Source organism: Streptomyces sp. Tu 3180, from assembly GCF_009852415.1.
Classification (GTDB): Bacteria; Actinomycetota; Actinomycetes; order Streptomycetales; family Streptomycetaceae; genus Streptomyces.
Genome location: NZ_WOXS01000002.1, coordinates 4,456,701 through 4,472,389, shown reverse-complemented (window position 1 = coordinate 4,472,389; position 15,689 = coordinate 4,456,701). Strand labels below are relative to the sequence as shown.

Genomic DNA, 15,689 nt, shown 5'->3' with positions numbered 1-15,689 from the left:
TTCCCCCCACAGTGAGCAACGGATCGAGGATAGTGCGGGGCGGCCACGCGGTGACCTGGGCTTCGTCTACGGTTCCGTAACAGGCGGGCCGAGTTCGTCGAGCACCCGGGAGAGGCGCTCCAGCGCCTGGACCGCCCGGGCGAGTTCGGCCTCCCCGTACGCCCGGGCCAGCCGCTCGGCGAAGGCGGCGTGGCCGGGGTCGATGCGGCTGATCGCCGCGCGGCCCTCCTCGGTCGGCGCGAGGAGCTTGGCGCGGCGGTGGGCCGGGTTGGGCCGGTACTCGGCGAGGCCGCGCTCCACCAGCAGGTCGGCGATGCGCTGCACGCTCTGCCGGGTGATGCCCATGGTCCGCGCGATGCCGGAGACGGGCAGGGGCCCGGGCAGGACCGCGCCGAGCACCTGCCACCGGGCGGCGGTGAGCCCGGCGGGCCGGGCCAGTTCCTCGGCGGCCGCGAGGAACTGGCCGTTGAGCCGGAAGACCCCGAGCGCGCCGCGGCTGAGCAGGTCCTGCCGCTCCCGGCTCACCGGGCCAGGGCCTTCTCGAGCTCGGCGTACGCCTCCGCGTCCGAGTCGTGGAACAGCCGGTACCAGGCGTCGACGACGCCCTCGTCGTAGGCGCCGAGCAGCCGGAAGACCTCGCGGGCGAAGGCGACGGGCTCGGTCGGCCCGGCGGTGACGAGGCGGCCGTCGGTGACGGCGTCGGCCTCGGCGTACCGCCCGGCGCCCGCGTATCCGGTCGCGGCGAGGTAGGGCGCGGCGGCGCCGGTGTGCGCCCGCTCGTCGAGCAGCCCCTCGCGGGCGAGGCCGGCGACGGCCCCGCAGATCGCGGCGACGGGCACCCCGGAGTCGAGGAAGGCCCGGGCGGCGCGGGCGAAGGGCGCGAGCGCGTCCCCCGCGTCCCAGAGGTCGGCCCCGGGGAGGATCAGCAGCGCGCTGTCCTCGGGCCGCAGCCCGTCGAGCGCGAGGTCGGGCAGGACGCGCAGTCCGCCGATGCTGGTCACGGGCTCCCCGGTGGGGGCGACGGTGCGGACCTCGTACCCGGCGCGCGCGAGGTGTGCGGTGGCGTGACCGGTCTCCCAGTCGGCGAAGGTGTCGTAGACGGCGAGATGGACGGGCTTGCGGGTGCTGCGGGTCATGACCGCTCCCTGGATCGCACACCAACAGATGACAGCATGCTGACATGAATGCAGCATGCTGTCAATGGATCGGGGCCCGCCCCTGTCGACAATCTGTCGCGGAAAGCGGCCGGCCGCAGACAGGCCGCCGATGTCGCGCGCCCGCCGCCGGGACCTACCCTCGGGCGCATGACCCCTCAGCCGAACCCCGAGGTCGGGGCCGCCGTGAAGGCCGCCGACCGTGCGCACGTCTTCCACTCCTGGTCCGCGCAGGAGCTCATCGACCCGCTCGCCGTCGCCGGGGCGCAGGGGTCGTACTTCTGGGACTACGACGGCCGGCGCTACCTCGACTTCACCAGCGGCCTCGTCTACACGAACATCGGCTACCAGCACCCGAAGGTCGTCGCCGCGATCCAGGAGCAGGCGGCGCGGATGACGACGTTCGCGCCCGCGTTCGCCGTCGAGGCGCGCTCGGAGGCGGCCCGGCTGATCGCCGAGCGGACGCCGGGCGACCTGGACAAGATCTTCTTCACCAACGGCGGCGCCGACGCCGTGGAGCACGCCGTGCGCATGGCCCGGCTGCACACCGGGCGGCCCAAGGTGCTCTCCGCCTACCGCTCCTACCACGGCGGCACCCAGCAGGCCGTGAACCTCACCGGCGACCCGCGCCGCTGGGCCTCCGACAGCGGCACCGCGGGCGTCGTCCACTTCTGGGCGCCCTTCCTGTACCGCTCCCGCTTCTACGCCGAGACCGAGGAGCAGGAGTGCGCGCGGGCGCTCGAGCACCTGGAGACGACGATCGCCTTCGAGGGACCGTCGACGGTCGCCGCGGTCATCCTGGAGACCATCCCGGGCACCGCGGGCATCATGACGCCGCCGGCCGGTTACCTGGCGGGCGTGCGGGAGCTGTGCGACAAGTACGGGATCGTCTTCGTGCTCGACGAGGTCATGGCCGGGTTCGGGCGGACCGGAGAGTGGTTCGCGGCGGACCTGTACGACGTGGTGCCCGACCTGATGACCTTCGCCAAGGGCGTGAACTCCGGGTACGTGCCGCTGGGCGGCGTGGCCATCTCGGGTGCGATCGCCGAGACCTTCGCCCGGCGGCCGTACCCCGGCGGACTGACCTACTCCGGGCACCCGCTGGCCTGCGCCGCCGCCGTCGCGACGATCGGCGTGATGGACCAGGAGGGCGTCGTCGAGAACGCGGCGCGGCTCGGCGCGTCCGTCGTCGGCCCCGGGCTGCGGGAGCTGGCCGAGCGGCACCCCTGCGTCGGGGACGTGCGCGGGGTCGGCATGTTCTGGGCGCTGGAGCTGGTGCGCGACCGGGAGACCCGGGAGCCGCTGGTGCCGTACAACGCGACCGGCGAGGCGAACGCCCCGATGGCCGCGTTCGCCGCCGCCGCGAAGGAGGGCGGGGTGTGGCCCTTCGTGAACATGAACCGGACGCACGTGGTGCCGCCGTGCAACGCGAGCGAGGCCGAGCTGAAGGAGGGGCTGGCGGTGCTGGACGCGGCGCTGTCGGTGGCGGACGGTTACGTGGAGTGACCGACCGGGAGCCGGTGTGAGGGGCGGCCGGGGCGGGCGCGGGACGGCGTCCGCCCCGGCCGCCCGCTCGAACACGCCGTGTCCCACCCGACCGCGTAAGGTGGCGTGCTCGTAAGACGTGTGCGCAAGACGTACGCGCATGCGTGCACGCCGTTCGAACGCGACGAGGGAGACGCCCGACCATGCCCGGCAGCAGCGGCAGTGGGGCCGTGACCCGCAGCACCCTGCGGCAGCAGATCGCCGACGCGCTCCGTGACGAGGTGCTGGCCGGGCGGCTCCAGCCGGGGCAGGAGTTCACCGTCAAGGAGATCGCCGAGCAGTACGGGGTGTCCGCGACCCCGGTCCGGGAGGCGCTGGTCGACCTGTCTGCGCAGGGGCTGCTCGACGCGGACCAGCATCGCGGCTTCCGGGTGCACGAGCACTCCGTCGAGGACTTCCGCGGGATGATCGAGGCCCGCAGCCTGGTGACCGACGCGATGTTCCACGCGCTGGTCGACGGCCGGCCGGCGCACCTCCGGCCGGACGACCCCGGGACCGCCGCCGTCCTCGCCGGGGTCCGGCGGCGCGGCGAGGAGGCGCAGCGTGCGGCCCTCGCCGGGGACCTGACCGTCCTGATCGGCTACGACCTGCGCTTCTGGCGCGAACTCGGGTCCGTCTTCGGCAACCCGTACCTCACCGACTTCCTCCACCGGCTCCGCGTCCAGACGTGGGTGTGCATGGTGCAGCGGCTGCGGCGGCTGCCCGACCTGCGGGGCCGGCTGTGGGCCGGGCACACCGCTCTGGTCGACGCCCTGTCGCGCCGCGACACCGATTCCGCCCGCGCGATCGTCGAGTCGTACAACGCGCACGGGCTCGCGCTCATCGAGCGCACGAGCGCCGAGTGAGCCGGCCGGGGACCCGGGACCGGCGTCGTCCGTGCCGGTATGGGTAAGGGACCTGCACGGGGGGAGCCACCCTCGCGCCGCGTCGATACGCTTCCCTGACCACCGTGCTGTGTGAGGAGCCCTCTTTGGCCTGTGACCTGTGGCTGGTACCGCTCGTCGACGTGTTGTGCCACACGCCCGACAATCCCTTCGCCGAGGAACTCGCGCAGTACAACACGGTGCTCGCCGAGGCGGGGCTGCCGCCGGTGCCGGTGTACCAGTACATGCCCGGACTGTCCGGAGAGGTCGCCCCGGTCGCGGGTTTCGACTACGACGCGCTGCACTTCCTGCGGCGCGCGTACCTGCTCCAGGTGTGCGGGCTGCCGGTCACGCCGGTGGACGAACTCGGCGGTGACTACGAGCAGTTGCTGGAGATGTTCGAGTCGACGGCCCAGCAGTCCCACCTGGTGTGGCACTACGACCACGCGGGCGCCTACGTCCCCGTCGACTTCCCGCACCCCCTCTCCAACGACGCCCTCCTCGAGGGCGGCGGCCCGCTCGGCTCCTCCCACGCCCTGCTGCGGGAGCTGGAGTTCGTCGCCCCGTCCATCGGCATCGACCCGGCGAACCCCCCGGCGGCCCCCGAACCCCCGCTCGGGCCGACCGAGCTGGAGGAGCCGGCCGTCCCCGCCCCGTACGATCCCAGTCCCTTCGCCCGCGAGCGCCACGTCTGGCTGGGCCTGCACGCGGCGGCGACGAGGAGCCTGGCGCAGGGGTCGATGATCGTGTTCAGCTGACGGCGGGGGCCGGCCCGGCCGGGAGAGTCCCTTCCGCAGGCCCTCCGTGTTCATGACGGGGCCCATCCCGGCCTCGGCGTTCCTGTGGGCGAGGAACGGCTCACCCACCGGGGCACCTCCGAGCCGTCCCGCACGGGGAGGACCGGCGGCACCGCCCGCCGGCCGCCCGGCGGACCGAAGCAGGCCGCCTCCGGCCGCAGCCGGTCGGGGATCCCCTCGAGAGGGCGCCGGGGGACGCGCACGGAGCGGAACGGCCGCTCCACGGGGCGGAGCCGGCCCGCGGCCGTCCCCGTCCCCCGTGCCGGCCCCGTGACGCCCCGCCGGCGTCGGCTCACCGCCGCACCGCGGGGTCCCCGGCGGCGGCGAGGAGGGCCCGCGCCTCCTCGCGGGCGCGGCCGACGGGGTCCGCGAAGACGTTCAGGCCGTACGCGACGAGCGCCCCTTCGTGCAGCAGCATCAGCGCCCGGCCCAGCCGGTGGGCCCCGTCCGGGGCGACGTCCCCGGCGAGGCGGGTGAACAGGGCGAGCATCCACTGCTTCTGCCCGGCGATGACCGGGCGGGCCGGATGGGACGGATCGCCGATCTCGGCGTGGGCGTTGATCATGCCGCACCCCTTGGAGCCGTTCTCCTGCGCCCACGCGCGCGAGGCGTCGAAGACGGCCAGGACGCGCGCCGCCCCCGGCCGCGCGGCGTCGAGGTACGGGGCGAGGAAGGCCCGCCAGCGTTCGTCGCGGGCCGCGAGGTACTCCACGACGATCTGCTCCTTGGAGCCGAACCGGTCGTAGAGGGTCTTCTTCGTCACCCCGGCCTCGGCGGCGATCAGGTCCACCCCCACGGCGTGGATGCCGCGCTCGTAGAACAGCCTCCCGGCGGCCTCCAGGACGCGCCGTGCGGCAGGCGTCAGCGTGATCCGTCGGGGTTCCTCGGCAGTGCCCATGCCCCCAAGGTATACCGATCTGTATAGCGGGTACTGGGTAAACCGACCTGTTTACTCGGGGGACGACCGGAGGGGACGGCATGAACCTCCTGCTCTCGACCGCCTTCGTGCTCTGCTGGAGCTCCGGGTTCATCGGGGCCAAGCTCGGCGCGGACAGCGCGTCCGCGGTCACGGTCCTGATGTGGCGGTTCCTGCCCCTGGCCGTCGTCCTGGTGGCCGTCGCCGCCTTCTCCCGGGCGTCGTGGCGGGGCCTCGGGGCCCGGGACGTGGCCCGGCAGGCCGTGATCGGCGCGCTGTCGCAGAGCGGCTACCTGCTCACCGTCTACCACGCGATCCAGCTCGGGGTCTCCAGCGGCACCACGGCCCTGATCGACGGCGTCCAGCCGCTCGTCGCCGGAGCCCTCGCCGGACCGCTGCTGCGCCAGTACGTCTCGCGCCGGCAGTGGCTCGGCCTGTGCCTGGGGGTGAGCGGCGTCGCCCTCGTCACCCTGGCCGACGCCGCGGCCGGCACCGGTGCGGCCTGGTGGGCCTACCTCGTCCCCTTCCTCGGCATGCTCTCCCTGGTGGCGGCCACGTTCCTGGAGGGCCGCTCCCGCGTGCGGGTCGCGCCCGTGGTGTCGCTGACCGTCCACTGCGCCACCAGCGCCGTCGTCTTCACGGCGCTCGCGGTGGGCACCGGAGCCGCCGAGCCGCCCGCCGGACCCTCCTTCTGGGTCGCGATCACCTGGCTCGTGGTCCTGCCGACCTTCGGCGGGTACGGGCTGTACTGGCTCATCCTGCGGCGTTCCGGAGTCACCGAGGTCAACACGCTCATGTTCCTCATGGCCCCGGTCACGGCGGTCTGGGGAGCCCTCATGTTCGGCGAGCCGTTCGGTCCGCAGACCGCCCTCGGCCTGGCCGTCGGCCTCGCGGCGGTCGTCGTCGTCCACCGCGGGGGCGCCCGTCGCGCGCCGCGGGGCGCCTCGCGCTGAGGGGAGGGCCGGGGGAAGCCGGGGGAAGCCGGGGAAAAGGGGGACGGCCGGGCGGATCCACCGCGCCGGCCGTCCCCCTTCCGCTCTCCGGGCCTACGGGCCTACGGGCCTACGGGCCTACGGGAAGGCTCGCTCAGAGGAACGAGTTGATCTCGATCGTCTCGTCCCGGCCCGGGCCCACGCCGATCGCGGAGATCGGGGCGCCGGACATCTCCTCCAGGGCCTTGACGTACGCCTGGGCGTTCTTCGGCAGGTCGGAGAAGGACTTCGCCTTGCTGATGTCCTCGGACCAGCCCGGCAGCATCTCGTAGACCGGCTTCGCGTGGTGGAAGTCCGTCTGCGAGTACGGCAGCTCCTCGACGCGCTTGCCGTCGATCTCGTACGCCACGCAGACCGGGATCTGCTCCCAGCCCGTGAGCACGTCGAGCTTGGTGAGGAAGAAGTCGGTCAGGCCGTTCACCCGGGTCGCGTAGCGGGCGATGACCGCGTCGAACCAGCCGCAGCGGCGGTCACGGCCGGTGGTGACGCCGCGCTCGCCGCCGATGCGGCGCAGCGCCTCGCCGTCCTCGTCGAAGAGCTCCGTCGGGAACGGACCGGCGCCCACGCGGGTCGTGTACGCCTTCAGGATGCCGATGACGCGGCTGATCTTCGTCGGGCCCACGCCGGCGCCCGTGCAGGCGCCGCCCGCGGTCGGGTTCGACGAGGTCACGAAGGGGTACGTGCCGTGGTCGATGTCCAGCAGCGTGCCCTGGCCGCCCTCGAAGAGGACCACCTTGTCCTGCTCCAGCGCCTGGTTCAGGACCAGCACGGTGTCGGCGACGTACGGGGCGAGCTTGTCCGCGTAGCCCAGCAGCTCCTCGACCACCTGCTCCACGGCGATCGCGCGCCGGTTGTAGAGCTTGGTCAGGATCTGGTTCTTGACGTCGAGGGCCGCCTCGACCTTCTGGGTCAGGATCGACTCGTCGTACAGGTCCTGGACGCGGATGCCGACGCGGTTGATCTTGTCGGCGTAGGTCGGGCCGATGCCCCGGCCCGTGGTCCCGATCTTGCGCTTGCCGAGGAAGCGCTCGGTCACCTTGTCCACCGTCACGTTGTACGGCGTGATGATGTGCGCGTTGCCGCTGATCAGGAGCTTGGACGTGTCGACGCCGCGCTCGTTGAGCCCGCTCAGCTCGGAGAGCAGGACCGAGGGGTCGACGACGACGCCGTTGCCGATGACCGGCGTGCAGCCGGGGGACAGGATTCCGGAAGGGAGCAGGTGGAGGGCGTACTTCTGGTCGCCCACGACTACCGTGTGGCCGGCGTTGTTGCCGCCCTGGTAGCGCACCACATAGTCGACGGAACCACCGAGCAGGTCCGTCGCCTTTCCCTTGCCTTCGTCACCCCACTGAGCACCGAGCAGCACAAGTGCGGGCACGCGCGTACACCCCTTCCGGGCGGGGCATGTCCAAGGTCAGGGGCGTACGCGGAGGATCACCGCCGCGTGCACCGCGACCACCGTTGGCCGCCAACCGTCGGACCGGATGCCCCGGAATAGACGAAGCCCCTGGCGCAATAGCGCAAGGGGCTCTTGCACAAAGATGCTACCCGAGGAAGCGAGGCATGGCCGAGGTGGCGACTTCCGCGACGTCCGATCAGCTCCTGGTGGTCATCGATCCGGTCGCCCGTCGCAGGGACGGCGAGTCCGTGCGCATCGCGAAGGACGTGCTCAGCGCGGGTGCGCCGACGAAGCTGTGCCTGCCGGACGGGCCGGAGGAGTTCGCCCGGGCACTGGCCCGGCGCGGGTCGCGGCGGCCGGTGGTGATCGGGGACGACCGCGCCCTGGTGCGGGCGGTCGCGCTGCTGCACCGCCGGCGGGAACTGGCCGATTGTGTCCTGTCGCTCGTGCCGGTCGGGGGCGCGCTGAACCTCGCCCGGTCGCTGGGGGTGCCGATGGGGGCGGTGGCCGCGGCGCGGGCCGTGCTGGACGGGGCCGAGCGGCGGATGGACCTGCTGGTGGACGACAGCGACGGCGTGGTGCTCGGCGCGGTGCGGATCCCGCCCCTCGGCACGGCCCCGGTGCGGGAGACCGTGGCGGGGCGTCCCTGGCTGCGCACGTGCCGCTCCCTCGTGCGGACCCTGGTGCCGCCCCGGCCGTCCGGGGCCGTCTCCGCTCCCGAGTCGGGGCCCGCGCGGCTGCGGGTGGAGGTCGACGGGAAGACGCTCGTCGACCTGCACCAGCCGGTGCGGGCCGTGTCGGTCGTCCCCGGTGCCTTCGGGGCGGCCCGGGTCGAGGTGCGGCCGGCGTCGGTGGGCGCGGAGGCGTCCCCCCTGGTGGCCGAGGGCCGCGCGGTGACCGTGTCGGGCGCGCACTTCCGGTACCGGGCGGACGCGGTGGTGTCGGGGCCGGTGCGGACGCGGACGTGGACGGTGCAGGAGGCGGCGCTGGGGCTGGTGCTGCCGGACCGGTGAGCGGGGAGGCCGGAGACGCCAAAGACACCGGAGACGCCGGGGCGGGCGGCCCGGTCGCCCCGCGAGGCCGGGGACCGAGCGGGAGGGGCGGGCCGGACGAGACGGACGGACCGGGCCGGGCGGTCCGCGCCGGCCGGCGGCCCGCGGCGCCCCGTGGCCGCCCGACGGCGTCAGTCCCGCCCGAACCGCTCCGCCCGGTACGCCCGCCAGCGCTCCATCATCGCCTCGACCTCCTTCTCGACGAACTCGAAGAAGGCCAGCGTCTCCGCCAGCCGGCGGCCCGCCGGGGTGTCCGCGCCCAGGTTGGTGACGCCCTCGCGCAGGGCGTCCTCCCAGCGCCGGATGACGGCCTCGCGGTTGGTGAGGGCCTCGTACCACTGGTCGCCGTGCACCCGGTACCGCTCCCGGCGCGAGCCGGGCTCCCGCTCGCGCGAGACCATGTGCTGCTGCGCCAGGTAGCGCACCGCACCGGAGACCGCGGCCGGTGAGACCTTGAGCTGTTCGCCCAGCTCGGCGGAGGTCAGCACGCCCGTGTCGGACGCGAGCAGGGCGCCGAAGACGCGCGCGGGCATCCGCGGCAGCCCGGCCTCCACCAGTTGCGCCGCGAAGTGCTCCACGAACCGCGAGACCGCCTCCGGGTCCCGGACCGCCCCGGCCGGTTCCGCCATCGCCCGATCATCTCCCCTGCTCAGACAGCTCCCGTCAGTCTAGCCACCGATTCATACGCTTCCTTAACTTCACAAATTTCTGAAAGAAGCGTACGTTCCAAAACATGACCAAGGCCATCAGCGTCTCCGGACTCCACAAGTCGTTCGGCCGCACGCACGCGCTCGCCGGTCTCGACCTGAGCGTCGAGTCCGGCGAGGTCCACGGCTTCCTCGGACCCAACGGTTCCGGGAAGTCCACCACCCTGCGCGTCCTGCTCGGCCTGCTGCGCGCCGACTCCGGAGCAGCCCGGGTGCTCGGCCGGGACCCGTGGACGGACGCGGTGGAGATCCACCGGCGCATCGCCTACGTCCCCGGCGACGTGACCCTGTGGCGCAACCTCTCCGGGGGCGAGGTCATCGACCTGTACGGACGTCTGCGCGGGGGCCTGGACCCGCACCGCCGCGCCGAGCTGATCGAGCGGTTCGAGCTGGACCCGGCGAAGAAGGGGCGGACGTACTCCAAGGGCAACCGGCAGAAGGTCGCCCTGGTCGCCGCGTTCGCCTCCGACGTGGACCTGCTGATCCTGGACGAACCGACGTCCGGCCTCGACCCGCTGATGGAGGAGGTCTTCCGGCGCTGCGTCGCCGAGGAGCGGGAGCGCGGGCGGACGGTGCTGCTGTCCTCGCACATCCTCAGCGAGGTGGAGGAGCTGTGCGACCGGGTCAGCATCATCCGCAAGGGGCGGACCGTGGAGAGCGGTTCGCTCGCCGAGCTGCGCCATCTGACCCGCACGAGCGTGAGCGCCGAGCTCGCCGGCCCGCCGAACGGGCTCGCCGGACTGCCCGGCGTGCACGACCTCGACGTACAGGGGCGGCGCGTACGGCTCCAGGTCGACACCGACAAGCTGGACGCGGTGCTGCGCTCGCTGAGCGAGTCGGGCGTGCGGTCGCTGACGTCGACCCCGCCGACGCTGGAGGAGCTCTTCCTGCGGCACTACCGGGACGGGGCCGCCGACAGCGGGGTGACCGTCCGATGAGCGCCGCGGCCTTCACCGCACGGCCCGCGGGCTCACACGAACTCGCGGGCACGGGAACCCTGCTGCGTTTCGCGCTGCGCCGGGACCGGGTGATGATCCCGGTCTGGGTCGCGGTGAACGCCCTCATGGTGCTGTCCATGCCGAGCACGCTGAAGGGCCTGTACGGCACCGCGGCCGAACGCGCCGGCCTGGTCGGGCAGATGGCCACCAACCCCTCGCTGCGCGCGATGGTCGGCCCGGTCTTCGGCGACTCCCTCGGCGCGCTGACCGCCTGGCGGGTCGGGGTGTACGCGGGGGCGCTGGCCGCCGTGACCGGCCTGCTCGTCGTCGTACGGCACACCAGGGACGAGGAGGAGAGCGGGCGCCAGGAACTGGTGGCCTCCGGGGCGGTGGGCCGCAGGGCCTCGCTGACGGCGGCCCTGCTCGCGGCGGCCGTCGCGAACGGGGTCCTGGCGCTGCTGGTGACGGCCGGACTGGCCGGGCAGGGAACGGCGGGCGCGCTCGCGTTCGGACTGGGCACCGCGGGCGCCGGCATGGTCTTCGCCACCATGGCGGCGATCGTGGCGCAGCTGACGGAGAGCGCGCGGCTCGCGCGGGGGCTGACGGCGGCGGTGCTCGGGGCGGCGTTCGTGCTGCGGGCGGCCGGCGACTCGGCGACGGACGGCGGCTCGTCGCCGCTGACCTGGGCGTCGCCGCTGGGCTGGCTGACGAACCTGCGGCCGTTCGCCGGTGAACGGTGGTGGGTGCTGGGGCTGTTCGCGGGGGCGGCGCTGGTCCAGGGGGCGGTGGCGTACGCGCTCGCCGGGCGCCGGGACCTCGGCATGAGCCTCCTGCCGAGCCGGCCGGGACCGGCCGCCGGGCGGACGGGGAGTGCGGGGGCGCTGGCCTGGCGGTTGCAGCGGGGCGGTGTGCTCGGCTGGAGCATCGGGTTCCTGCTCGCGGGACTGGTCTACGGCGGGATGGCGCAGGGGGCGGCCGACCTGGTCGGGGACAACGAGGGCGCCCGGGAGGTCTTCCGGCGGATGGGCGGGCAGTCCGGACTGACGGACGCGTTCCTCGCGGCGATGGTGGGGATCCTCGGCCTGGTGGCCGCCCTGTACGTCGTGGCGTCGGTGCTGCGGCTGCACGGCGAGGAGACCTCGGGGCGGGCCGAGCCGGTGCTCGCGGGGGCGGTCGGACGGCTGCGGTGGGCGGCCGGGCACCTGGTGGTGGCGTTCGGCGGGGCGGTGCTGCTGATGCTGCTCGCGGGGGCGGGGCTCGCCCTCGGTCACGGCGAGCGGGCGGGCCCGATCCTGGGCGCGTGTCTGGTGCAGGTCCCGGCGGTGTGGGTGATCGGCGGCGTCGCGGTCCTGCTGTACGGACTGGCGCCCCGGGCGGCGACGGGCGCGTGGGGCGTGGCCGGCGCGGTGCTGCTGATCGGCTGGGTCGGCCCGGCGCTGGACGTACCGCGGGCGGTGCTGGATCTGTCGCCCTTCGGGCACCTGCCGAAGCTGCCGGGCGGGGGGATGGAGTGGCCCCCGGTGCTGGTCCTCACGGCCCTCGCGGCGGCCCTGGTGGCGACGGGGCTGGCCGGGCTGCGGCGCCGGGACATGACGACGTGACGGGGGGCCTCGGTCCATGTACGGCTTGAGTTCCCCGGGGTCGAACGCGATGCCGGCGGGGTCGGGAAGCACGGCCTTCCCGCCCGGCCTGCGCTTCCGGACGCCGCGGTGGCCGGCCTTCGGGTCCGGGTCACCGTGCACGAGAACCGGCGGACGGGCGCGGTCGATCAGCAGGTGGACGGGGATCCCGGCTTCGGCGTGGGCCTGGGGTCTCTCCGCACCGGCGGTCTCGTCCTCTCGCTCGGCGAACTCGGCGATCCGCTCGAACATGCCCACCGACCACCGGGATGACGCGCGTTCCGCCGTAACCGTCGTGGTGCCCCCTCCGCAGGCGGACACCCGCTCGGCGAGCCGTGCGCGTCCATCGCCGGAAGCCGGCCGGTGATCAACGAACGGGTGGTCACCCCACCTCCACGGCCAGCCCCTCCAGCCCCCGGATGACGAAGTTCGGCTTCCTCCTCGGCTCCTCCGCGAGCCGCAGCGTCGGGGCCTTCTCCAGCAGGGCCGTCATCGAGGCCGCCAGTTCGATGCGGGCCAGCGGCGCGCCGATGCAGTAGTGGATGCCGGCGCTGAAGGAGATGTGCGGGTTGTCGGCGCGGGTCAGGTCCAGGCGGGACGGGTCGGTGAAGACCGCCGGGTCGTGGTTGGCGGAGCCGAAGAGCATCGCGATCTCCGCGCCCCTCGGGATCACCCGGCCGTCGATCTCGATCTCGTCGAGCACCCAGCGCTCGAAGAGCTGGAGCGGGGTGTCGTAGCGCATCAGCTCCTCCACGGCGGAGGGGACCAGGGAGTGGTCCGCGCGCAGGGCGGCGAGCTGGTCGGGGTGGCGGAACAGCGCCCACCAGCCGTTCACCGTGGAGTTCACGGTGGCCTCGTGGCCCGCGTTCAGCAGCAGGACGCAGGTGGAGATCATCTCCTGCTCGGTGAGCCGGTCGTCGTCCTCGTCGTGGGCGGCGATCAGGCCCGAGATCAGGTCGTCGCCGGGGTTCTTGCGGCGCTCGGCGATCAGCTCGCGCAGGTAGTCCGAGAACTCGGCCGACGCCCGGACCGCCTTCGCCGCCGCCTCCTGCGGCGGGTTCAGCTCGTACATCCCGCAGATGTCCGCCGACCAGGGGCGCAGCGGGGCCCGGTCGGACTCCGGGATGCCGAGCATCTCGGCGATCACCGCGACCGGCAGTGGCTCGGCCACGTCCTTGAGCAGGTCGCCGCCGCCCGCCTCGGCCAGCGCGGACACCAGGTCCTCCGCGAGCCCCCGGACGTACGGCCCGAGGCGCTCCACCGTGCGCGGGGTGAACGCCTTCGACACCAGGCGCCGGATCCGGGTGTGGTCCGGCGGCTCCAGGTCGAGCATGCCGTGGTCGTTGAGGGTGTGGAACGGGTCGTGCTCCGGCGGCGGGGCCGTCCGGCCGAACTCCTCGTGGCTGAAGCGGTGCAGGTACGTCCGGCCCAGGCGCCGGTCGCGCAGCAGCGCCGAGACGTCGGCGTGGTGCGGGACCAGCCACTGGTTCGTCGGCTCGAAGAAGTGCACCCGGCCCCGTTCCCGCAGCTCGGCGTAGGCGGGGTACGGGTCGGCGAGGAACGCCGGGTCCCACGGGTCGAACGCGAGGTCGGTGCGGGCTGCCATGGACGGACGGTAGCCCGGCACCCGGCCCGCTGACCAGGGTCAGCCGGGGGTCACCAGCCGCGCCTCGTACGCGAACACCGCCGCCTGGGTGCGGTCGCGCAGGCCCAGCTTCACCAGGATGCGGCTCACGTGCGTCTTGATCGTCGACTCGGCGACCACCAGCCGCCCGGCGATCTCCGCGTTCGACAGGCCCTGCGCGATCAGCACCAGCACCTCCGTCTCCCGCTCGGTGAGGTCGCCGTACGCCGCCTGCGCGGAGGGCATCAGGCGCGGCGCCTCGGACAGCTTGGAGAACTCGGTGATCAGCCGCCTGGTCACCGACGGGGCGAGCAGCGCCTCACCGGCCGCGACGACCCGCACCCCGTCGGCGAGCTGACGGGCCGAGGCGTCCTTGAGCAGGAAGCCGGAGGCCCCGGCGCGCAGCGCCTGGTACACGTACTCGTCGAGGTCGAAGGTGGTCAGCACCAGCACCTTCGCCGCGCCGTCGGCGGCGACGATCTCCCGCGTCGCCTCGATGCCGTTCAGCTCGGGCATGCGGATGTCCATCAGGACGACGTCGGGGGCGAGCGCGCGGACCCGCTCGACCGCCTCCCGGCCGTTGACGGCCTCGCCGACGACCTCGATGTCCGGCATCGCGTTGAGCAGGACCGAGAAGCCCTCGCGCACCATCATCTGGTCGTCCGCGATCAGCACGCGGATCGTCATGCCCCCGCCTCGATTCCCTCGTGTCCCTCGTTCCCGTCGCTCACCGCGGCGACCGGCAGGAACACCGCGACCTCGTAGCCGCCGTCGGCGGTCGGGCCGGCCGTCATCTCGCCGTTCAGCATGGTGACCCGCTCGCGCATGCCGGTGATGCCGTGTCCGGCGCCGGGCGAGGGTTTCACGAGTCCCGGCTCGGGGGCCGGGCCGTTGACCACGCGCAGGCCGAGCCCGCCGAGCACGTACCCGATCTCGACCCGGGCGCTCGCGCCGGGCGCGTGCCGCAGGCTGTTGCTCAGCGCCTCCTGCACGATCCGGTACGCCGACAGCTCCACGCCGGGCGGCAGCTCGCGCACCGCGCCGGTCGTCACCTTCTCCACCTCCAGCCCGGCGCCGCGCACGTTGACCAGCAGGGCGTCCAGGTCGGCGAGGGTCGGCTGCGGGGCGTCCGGGGCCTCGTAGTCCTCGGCGCGGACCACGCCGAGGATCCGGCGCAGCTCGGTGAGGGCGGCCACCGCGTTCTCCCGGATGGTGGCGAAGGCGCGCTCCAGCTCCGGCGGCGGGTTCTCCACCCGGTAGGGGGCGGCCTCGGCCTGGATGGCGACGACCGACATGTGGTGGGCGACCACGTCGTGCAGCTCGCGGGCGATGGTGGTGCGCTCCTCCAGCAGGGTGCGCCGGGACCGCTCGTGCGCGGTGACCGTCTGCTGGGCGGTCACCTCCTGCTGGGCGGTGTGGCGGACGTGCCAGAGGGAGACCGCGAGCAGGGCGAGGGCGGACGTCACCATCATGGGGCCGCTGTTGGTGTAGTAGTACGACCCGCCGAACGCGACGTCGGAGAGGAAGGCGTACACGGCGGTCAGCACCCACATCCAGGCGGCGGTGCGGGGCCGGGTGCGCAGCGCCACGACGACCAGCACCGCCAGGTGGCAGACGAACGCGCCGGGCATCCACGGCCAGTCGCCCTGGCCGCTCTTGACCAGCGCGACCACCGGGGTCACCGCGAGGGACAGCCAGAACGCGCCGACCGGCCGGACCAGCGTGGTGAGCACCGGGAGCGCGCACAGCAGGCCGATCAGCAGGGCCGGCACGTCCCCGCCGGGCAGGCCGCTCGACAGCGATCCGGCCATCAGGGCGAGCAGCGCGACCGCCCCCACCACCGCGTGCGGGAGGTGTGCCGCGGCCGACCGCGTCCGGCCGGGCAGCCGGCGGACGAACGGGCCGTCCGTGCGCCGGGGCGGCAGCGGGCGGTAGGCGAAGGCGTCGTGGAACAGGTCCTGGCGCAGCCCGCGCAGGGCGTTCCGGGCCAGCCGGTACTCCGGGCTGCGGGCCCCGTCCCCGCTCCCGTCCCCGCGCGGGGCGGCCGGGGGATACTGGTGAGTCGTCTCGGTCACGCCCACAC

15 protein-coding genes are annotated in these 15,689 nt (G+C 73.9%); 7 read left to right on the top strand and 8 right to left on the bottom strand.

Annotated elements, in window-relative coordinates; all coding sequences use genetic code 11:
• Positions 1 to 66: 66 nt before the first annotated feature.
• Positions 67 to 525 (bottom strand): MarR family transcriptional regulator, encoded by a 459-nt coding sequence (locus GL259_RS21030; protein ID WP_159534922.1) that lies wholly within the window; start codon positions 523 to 525, stop codon positions 67 to 69.
• Positions 522 to 1,136 carry a DJ-1/PfpI family protein gene (locus GL259_RS21025; protein WP_159534921.1) on the bottom strand — a complete coding sequence of 205 codons (615 nt, stop codon included), beginning with the start codon at positions 1,134 to 1,136 and terminating at the stop codon, positions 522 to 524. Before GL259_RS21025 ends, GL259_RS21030 begins: the two co-directional genes overlap by 4 nt.
• Positions 1,137 to 1,304: 168 nt before the next feature.
• Between GL259_RS21025 and GL259_RS21020 the strand changes: the two genes are divergently transcribed.
• The 3 genes from GL259_RS21020 (at position 1,305) to GL259_RS21010 (ending at position 4,320) form a co-directional block, all read left to right on the top strand.
• On the top strand, positions 1,305 to 2,660 hold the full coding sequence (locus tag GL259_RS21020; RefSeq protein ID WP_159534920.1) for an aspartate aminotransferase family protein: 1,356 nt from the start codon (positions 1,305 to 1,307) through the stop codon (positions 2,658 to 2,660).
• Between the two features lie 182 nt (positions 2,661 to 2,842).
• Positions 2,843 to 3,544: a GntR family transcriptional regulator gene (locus GL259_RS21015; protein ID WP_159534919.1), complete on the top strand. Its 702-nt coding sequence runs from the start codon at positions 2,843 to 2,845 to the stop codon at positions 3,542 to 3,544.
• A 125-nt stretch (positions 3,545 to 3,669) separates the two neighbouring features.
• The gene (locus GL259_RS21010; protein ID WP_159534918.1) at positions 3,670 to 4,320 is read left to right on the top strand and encodes a hypothetical protein; all 651 of its coding nucleotides are present in this window, start codon (positions 3,670 to 3,672) and stop codon (positions 4,318 to 4,320) included.
• 331 nt (positions 4,321 to 4,651) lie between these two features.
• Here the strand turns inward: GL259_RS21010 and GL259_RS21005 are convergent, their stop codons facing one another.
• On the bottom strand, positions 4,652 to 5,257 hold the full coding sequence (locus GL259_RS21005) for a TetR/AcrR family transcriptional regulator (RefSeq protein ID WP_159534917.1): 606 nt from the start codon (positions 5,255 to 5,257) through the stop codon (positions 4,652 to 4,654).
• An 80-nt stretch (positions 5,258 to 5,337) separates the two neighbouring features.
• Between GL259_RS21005 and GL259_RS21000 the strand changes: the two genes are divergently transcribed.
• A complete protein-coding gene (locus GL259_RS21000; protein ID WP_159534916.1) occupies positions 5,338 to 6,228 on the top strand; it encodes a DMT family transporter in 891 nt (296 codons plus the stop codon).
• A 133-nt stretch (positions 6,229 to 6,361) separates the two neighbouring features.
• Here GL259_RS21000 and GL259_RS20995 read toward each other — a convergent pair whose 3' ends face one another.
• Positions 6,362 to 7,645 (bottom strand): adenylosuccinate synthase, encoded by a 1,284-nt coding sequence (locus tag GL259_RS20995; RefSeq protein WP_159534915.1) that lies wholly within the window; start codon positions 7,643 to 7,645, stop codon positions 6,362 to 6,364.
• Between the two features lie 185 nt (positions 7,646 to 7,830).
• Here GL259_RS20995 and GL259_RS20990 point away from each other — a divergent pair, with 185 nt between their 5' ends.
• Positions 7,831 to 8,679 carry a diacylglycerol kinase family protein gene (locus GL259_RS20990; protein WP_159534914.1) on the top strand — a complete coding sequence of 283 codons (849 nt, stop codon included), beginning with the start codon at positions 7,831 to 7,833 and terminating at the stop codon, positions 8,677 to 8,679.
• 170 nt (positions 8,680 to 8,849) lie between these two features.
• Here GL259_RS20990 and GL259_RS20985 read toward each other — a convergent pair whose 3' ends face one another.
• The gene (locus GL259_RS20985) at positions 8,850 to 9,347 is read right to left on the bottom strand and encodes a MarR family transcriptional regulator (protein ID WP_159534913.1); all 498 of its coding nucleotides are present in this window, start codon (positions 9,345 to 9,347) and stop codon (positions 8,850 to 8,852) included.
• A gap of 104 nt (positions 9,348 to 9,451) precedes the next feature.
• Here GL259_RS20985 and GL259_RS20980 point away from each other — a divergent pair, with 104 nt between their 5' ends.
• Both GL259_RS20980 and GL259_RS20975 read left to right on the top strand, forming a co-directional pair.
• Complete coding sequence (locus GL259_RS20980; protein WP_159534912.1) at positions 9,452 to 10,363, top strand: ABC transporter ATP-binding protein; 912 nt, start codon at positions 9,452 to 9,454, stop codon at positions 10,361 to 10,363.
• Positions 10,360 to 11,964: an ABC transporter permease gene (locus GL259_RS20975; RefSeq protein ID WP_159534911.1), complete on the top strand. Its 1,605-nt coding sequence runs from the start codon at positions 10,360 to 10,362 to the stop codon at positions 11,962 to 11,964. The genes GL259_RS20980 and GL259_RS20975 overlap by 4 nt, the downstream gene beginning before the upstream one ends.
• A gap of 400 nt (positions 11,965 to 12,364) precedes the next feature.
• Here GL259_RS20975 and GL259_RS20970 read toward each other — a convergent pair whose 3' ends face one another.
• From GL259_RS20970 to GL259_RS20960, 3 genes are read right to left on the bottom strand one after another with little or no spacing between them, the layout of a single operon-like run.
• Positions 12,365 to 13,588, bottom strand: coding sequence for a cytochrome P450 (locus tag GL259_RS20970; RefSeq protein WP_159534910.1), 1,224 nt, complete (start codon positions 13,586 to 13,588; stop codon positions 12,365 to 12,367).
• 39 nt (positions 13,589 to 13,627) lie between these two features.
• Positions 13,628 to 14,293 carry a response regulator transcription factor gene (locus tag GL259_RS20965; protein ID WP_159534909.1) on the bottom strand — a complete coding sequence of 222 codons (666 nt, stop codon included), beginning with the start codon at positions 14,291 to 14,293 and terminating at the stop codon, positions 13,628 to 13,630.
• Positions 14,290 to 15,681 (bottom strand): histidine kinase, encoded by a 1,392-nt coding sequence (locus tag GL259_RS20960; protein WP_243762347.1) that lies wholly within the window; start codon positions 15,679 to 15,681, stop codon positions 14,290 to 14,292. The genes GL259_RS20965 and GL259_RS20960 overlap by 4 nt, the downstream gene beginning before the upstream one ends.
• Positions 15,682 to 15,689: the final 8 nt, after the last annotated feature.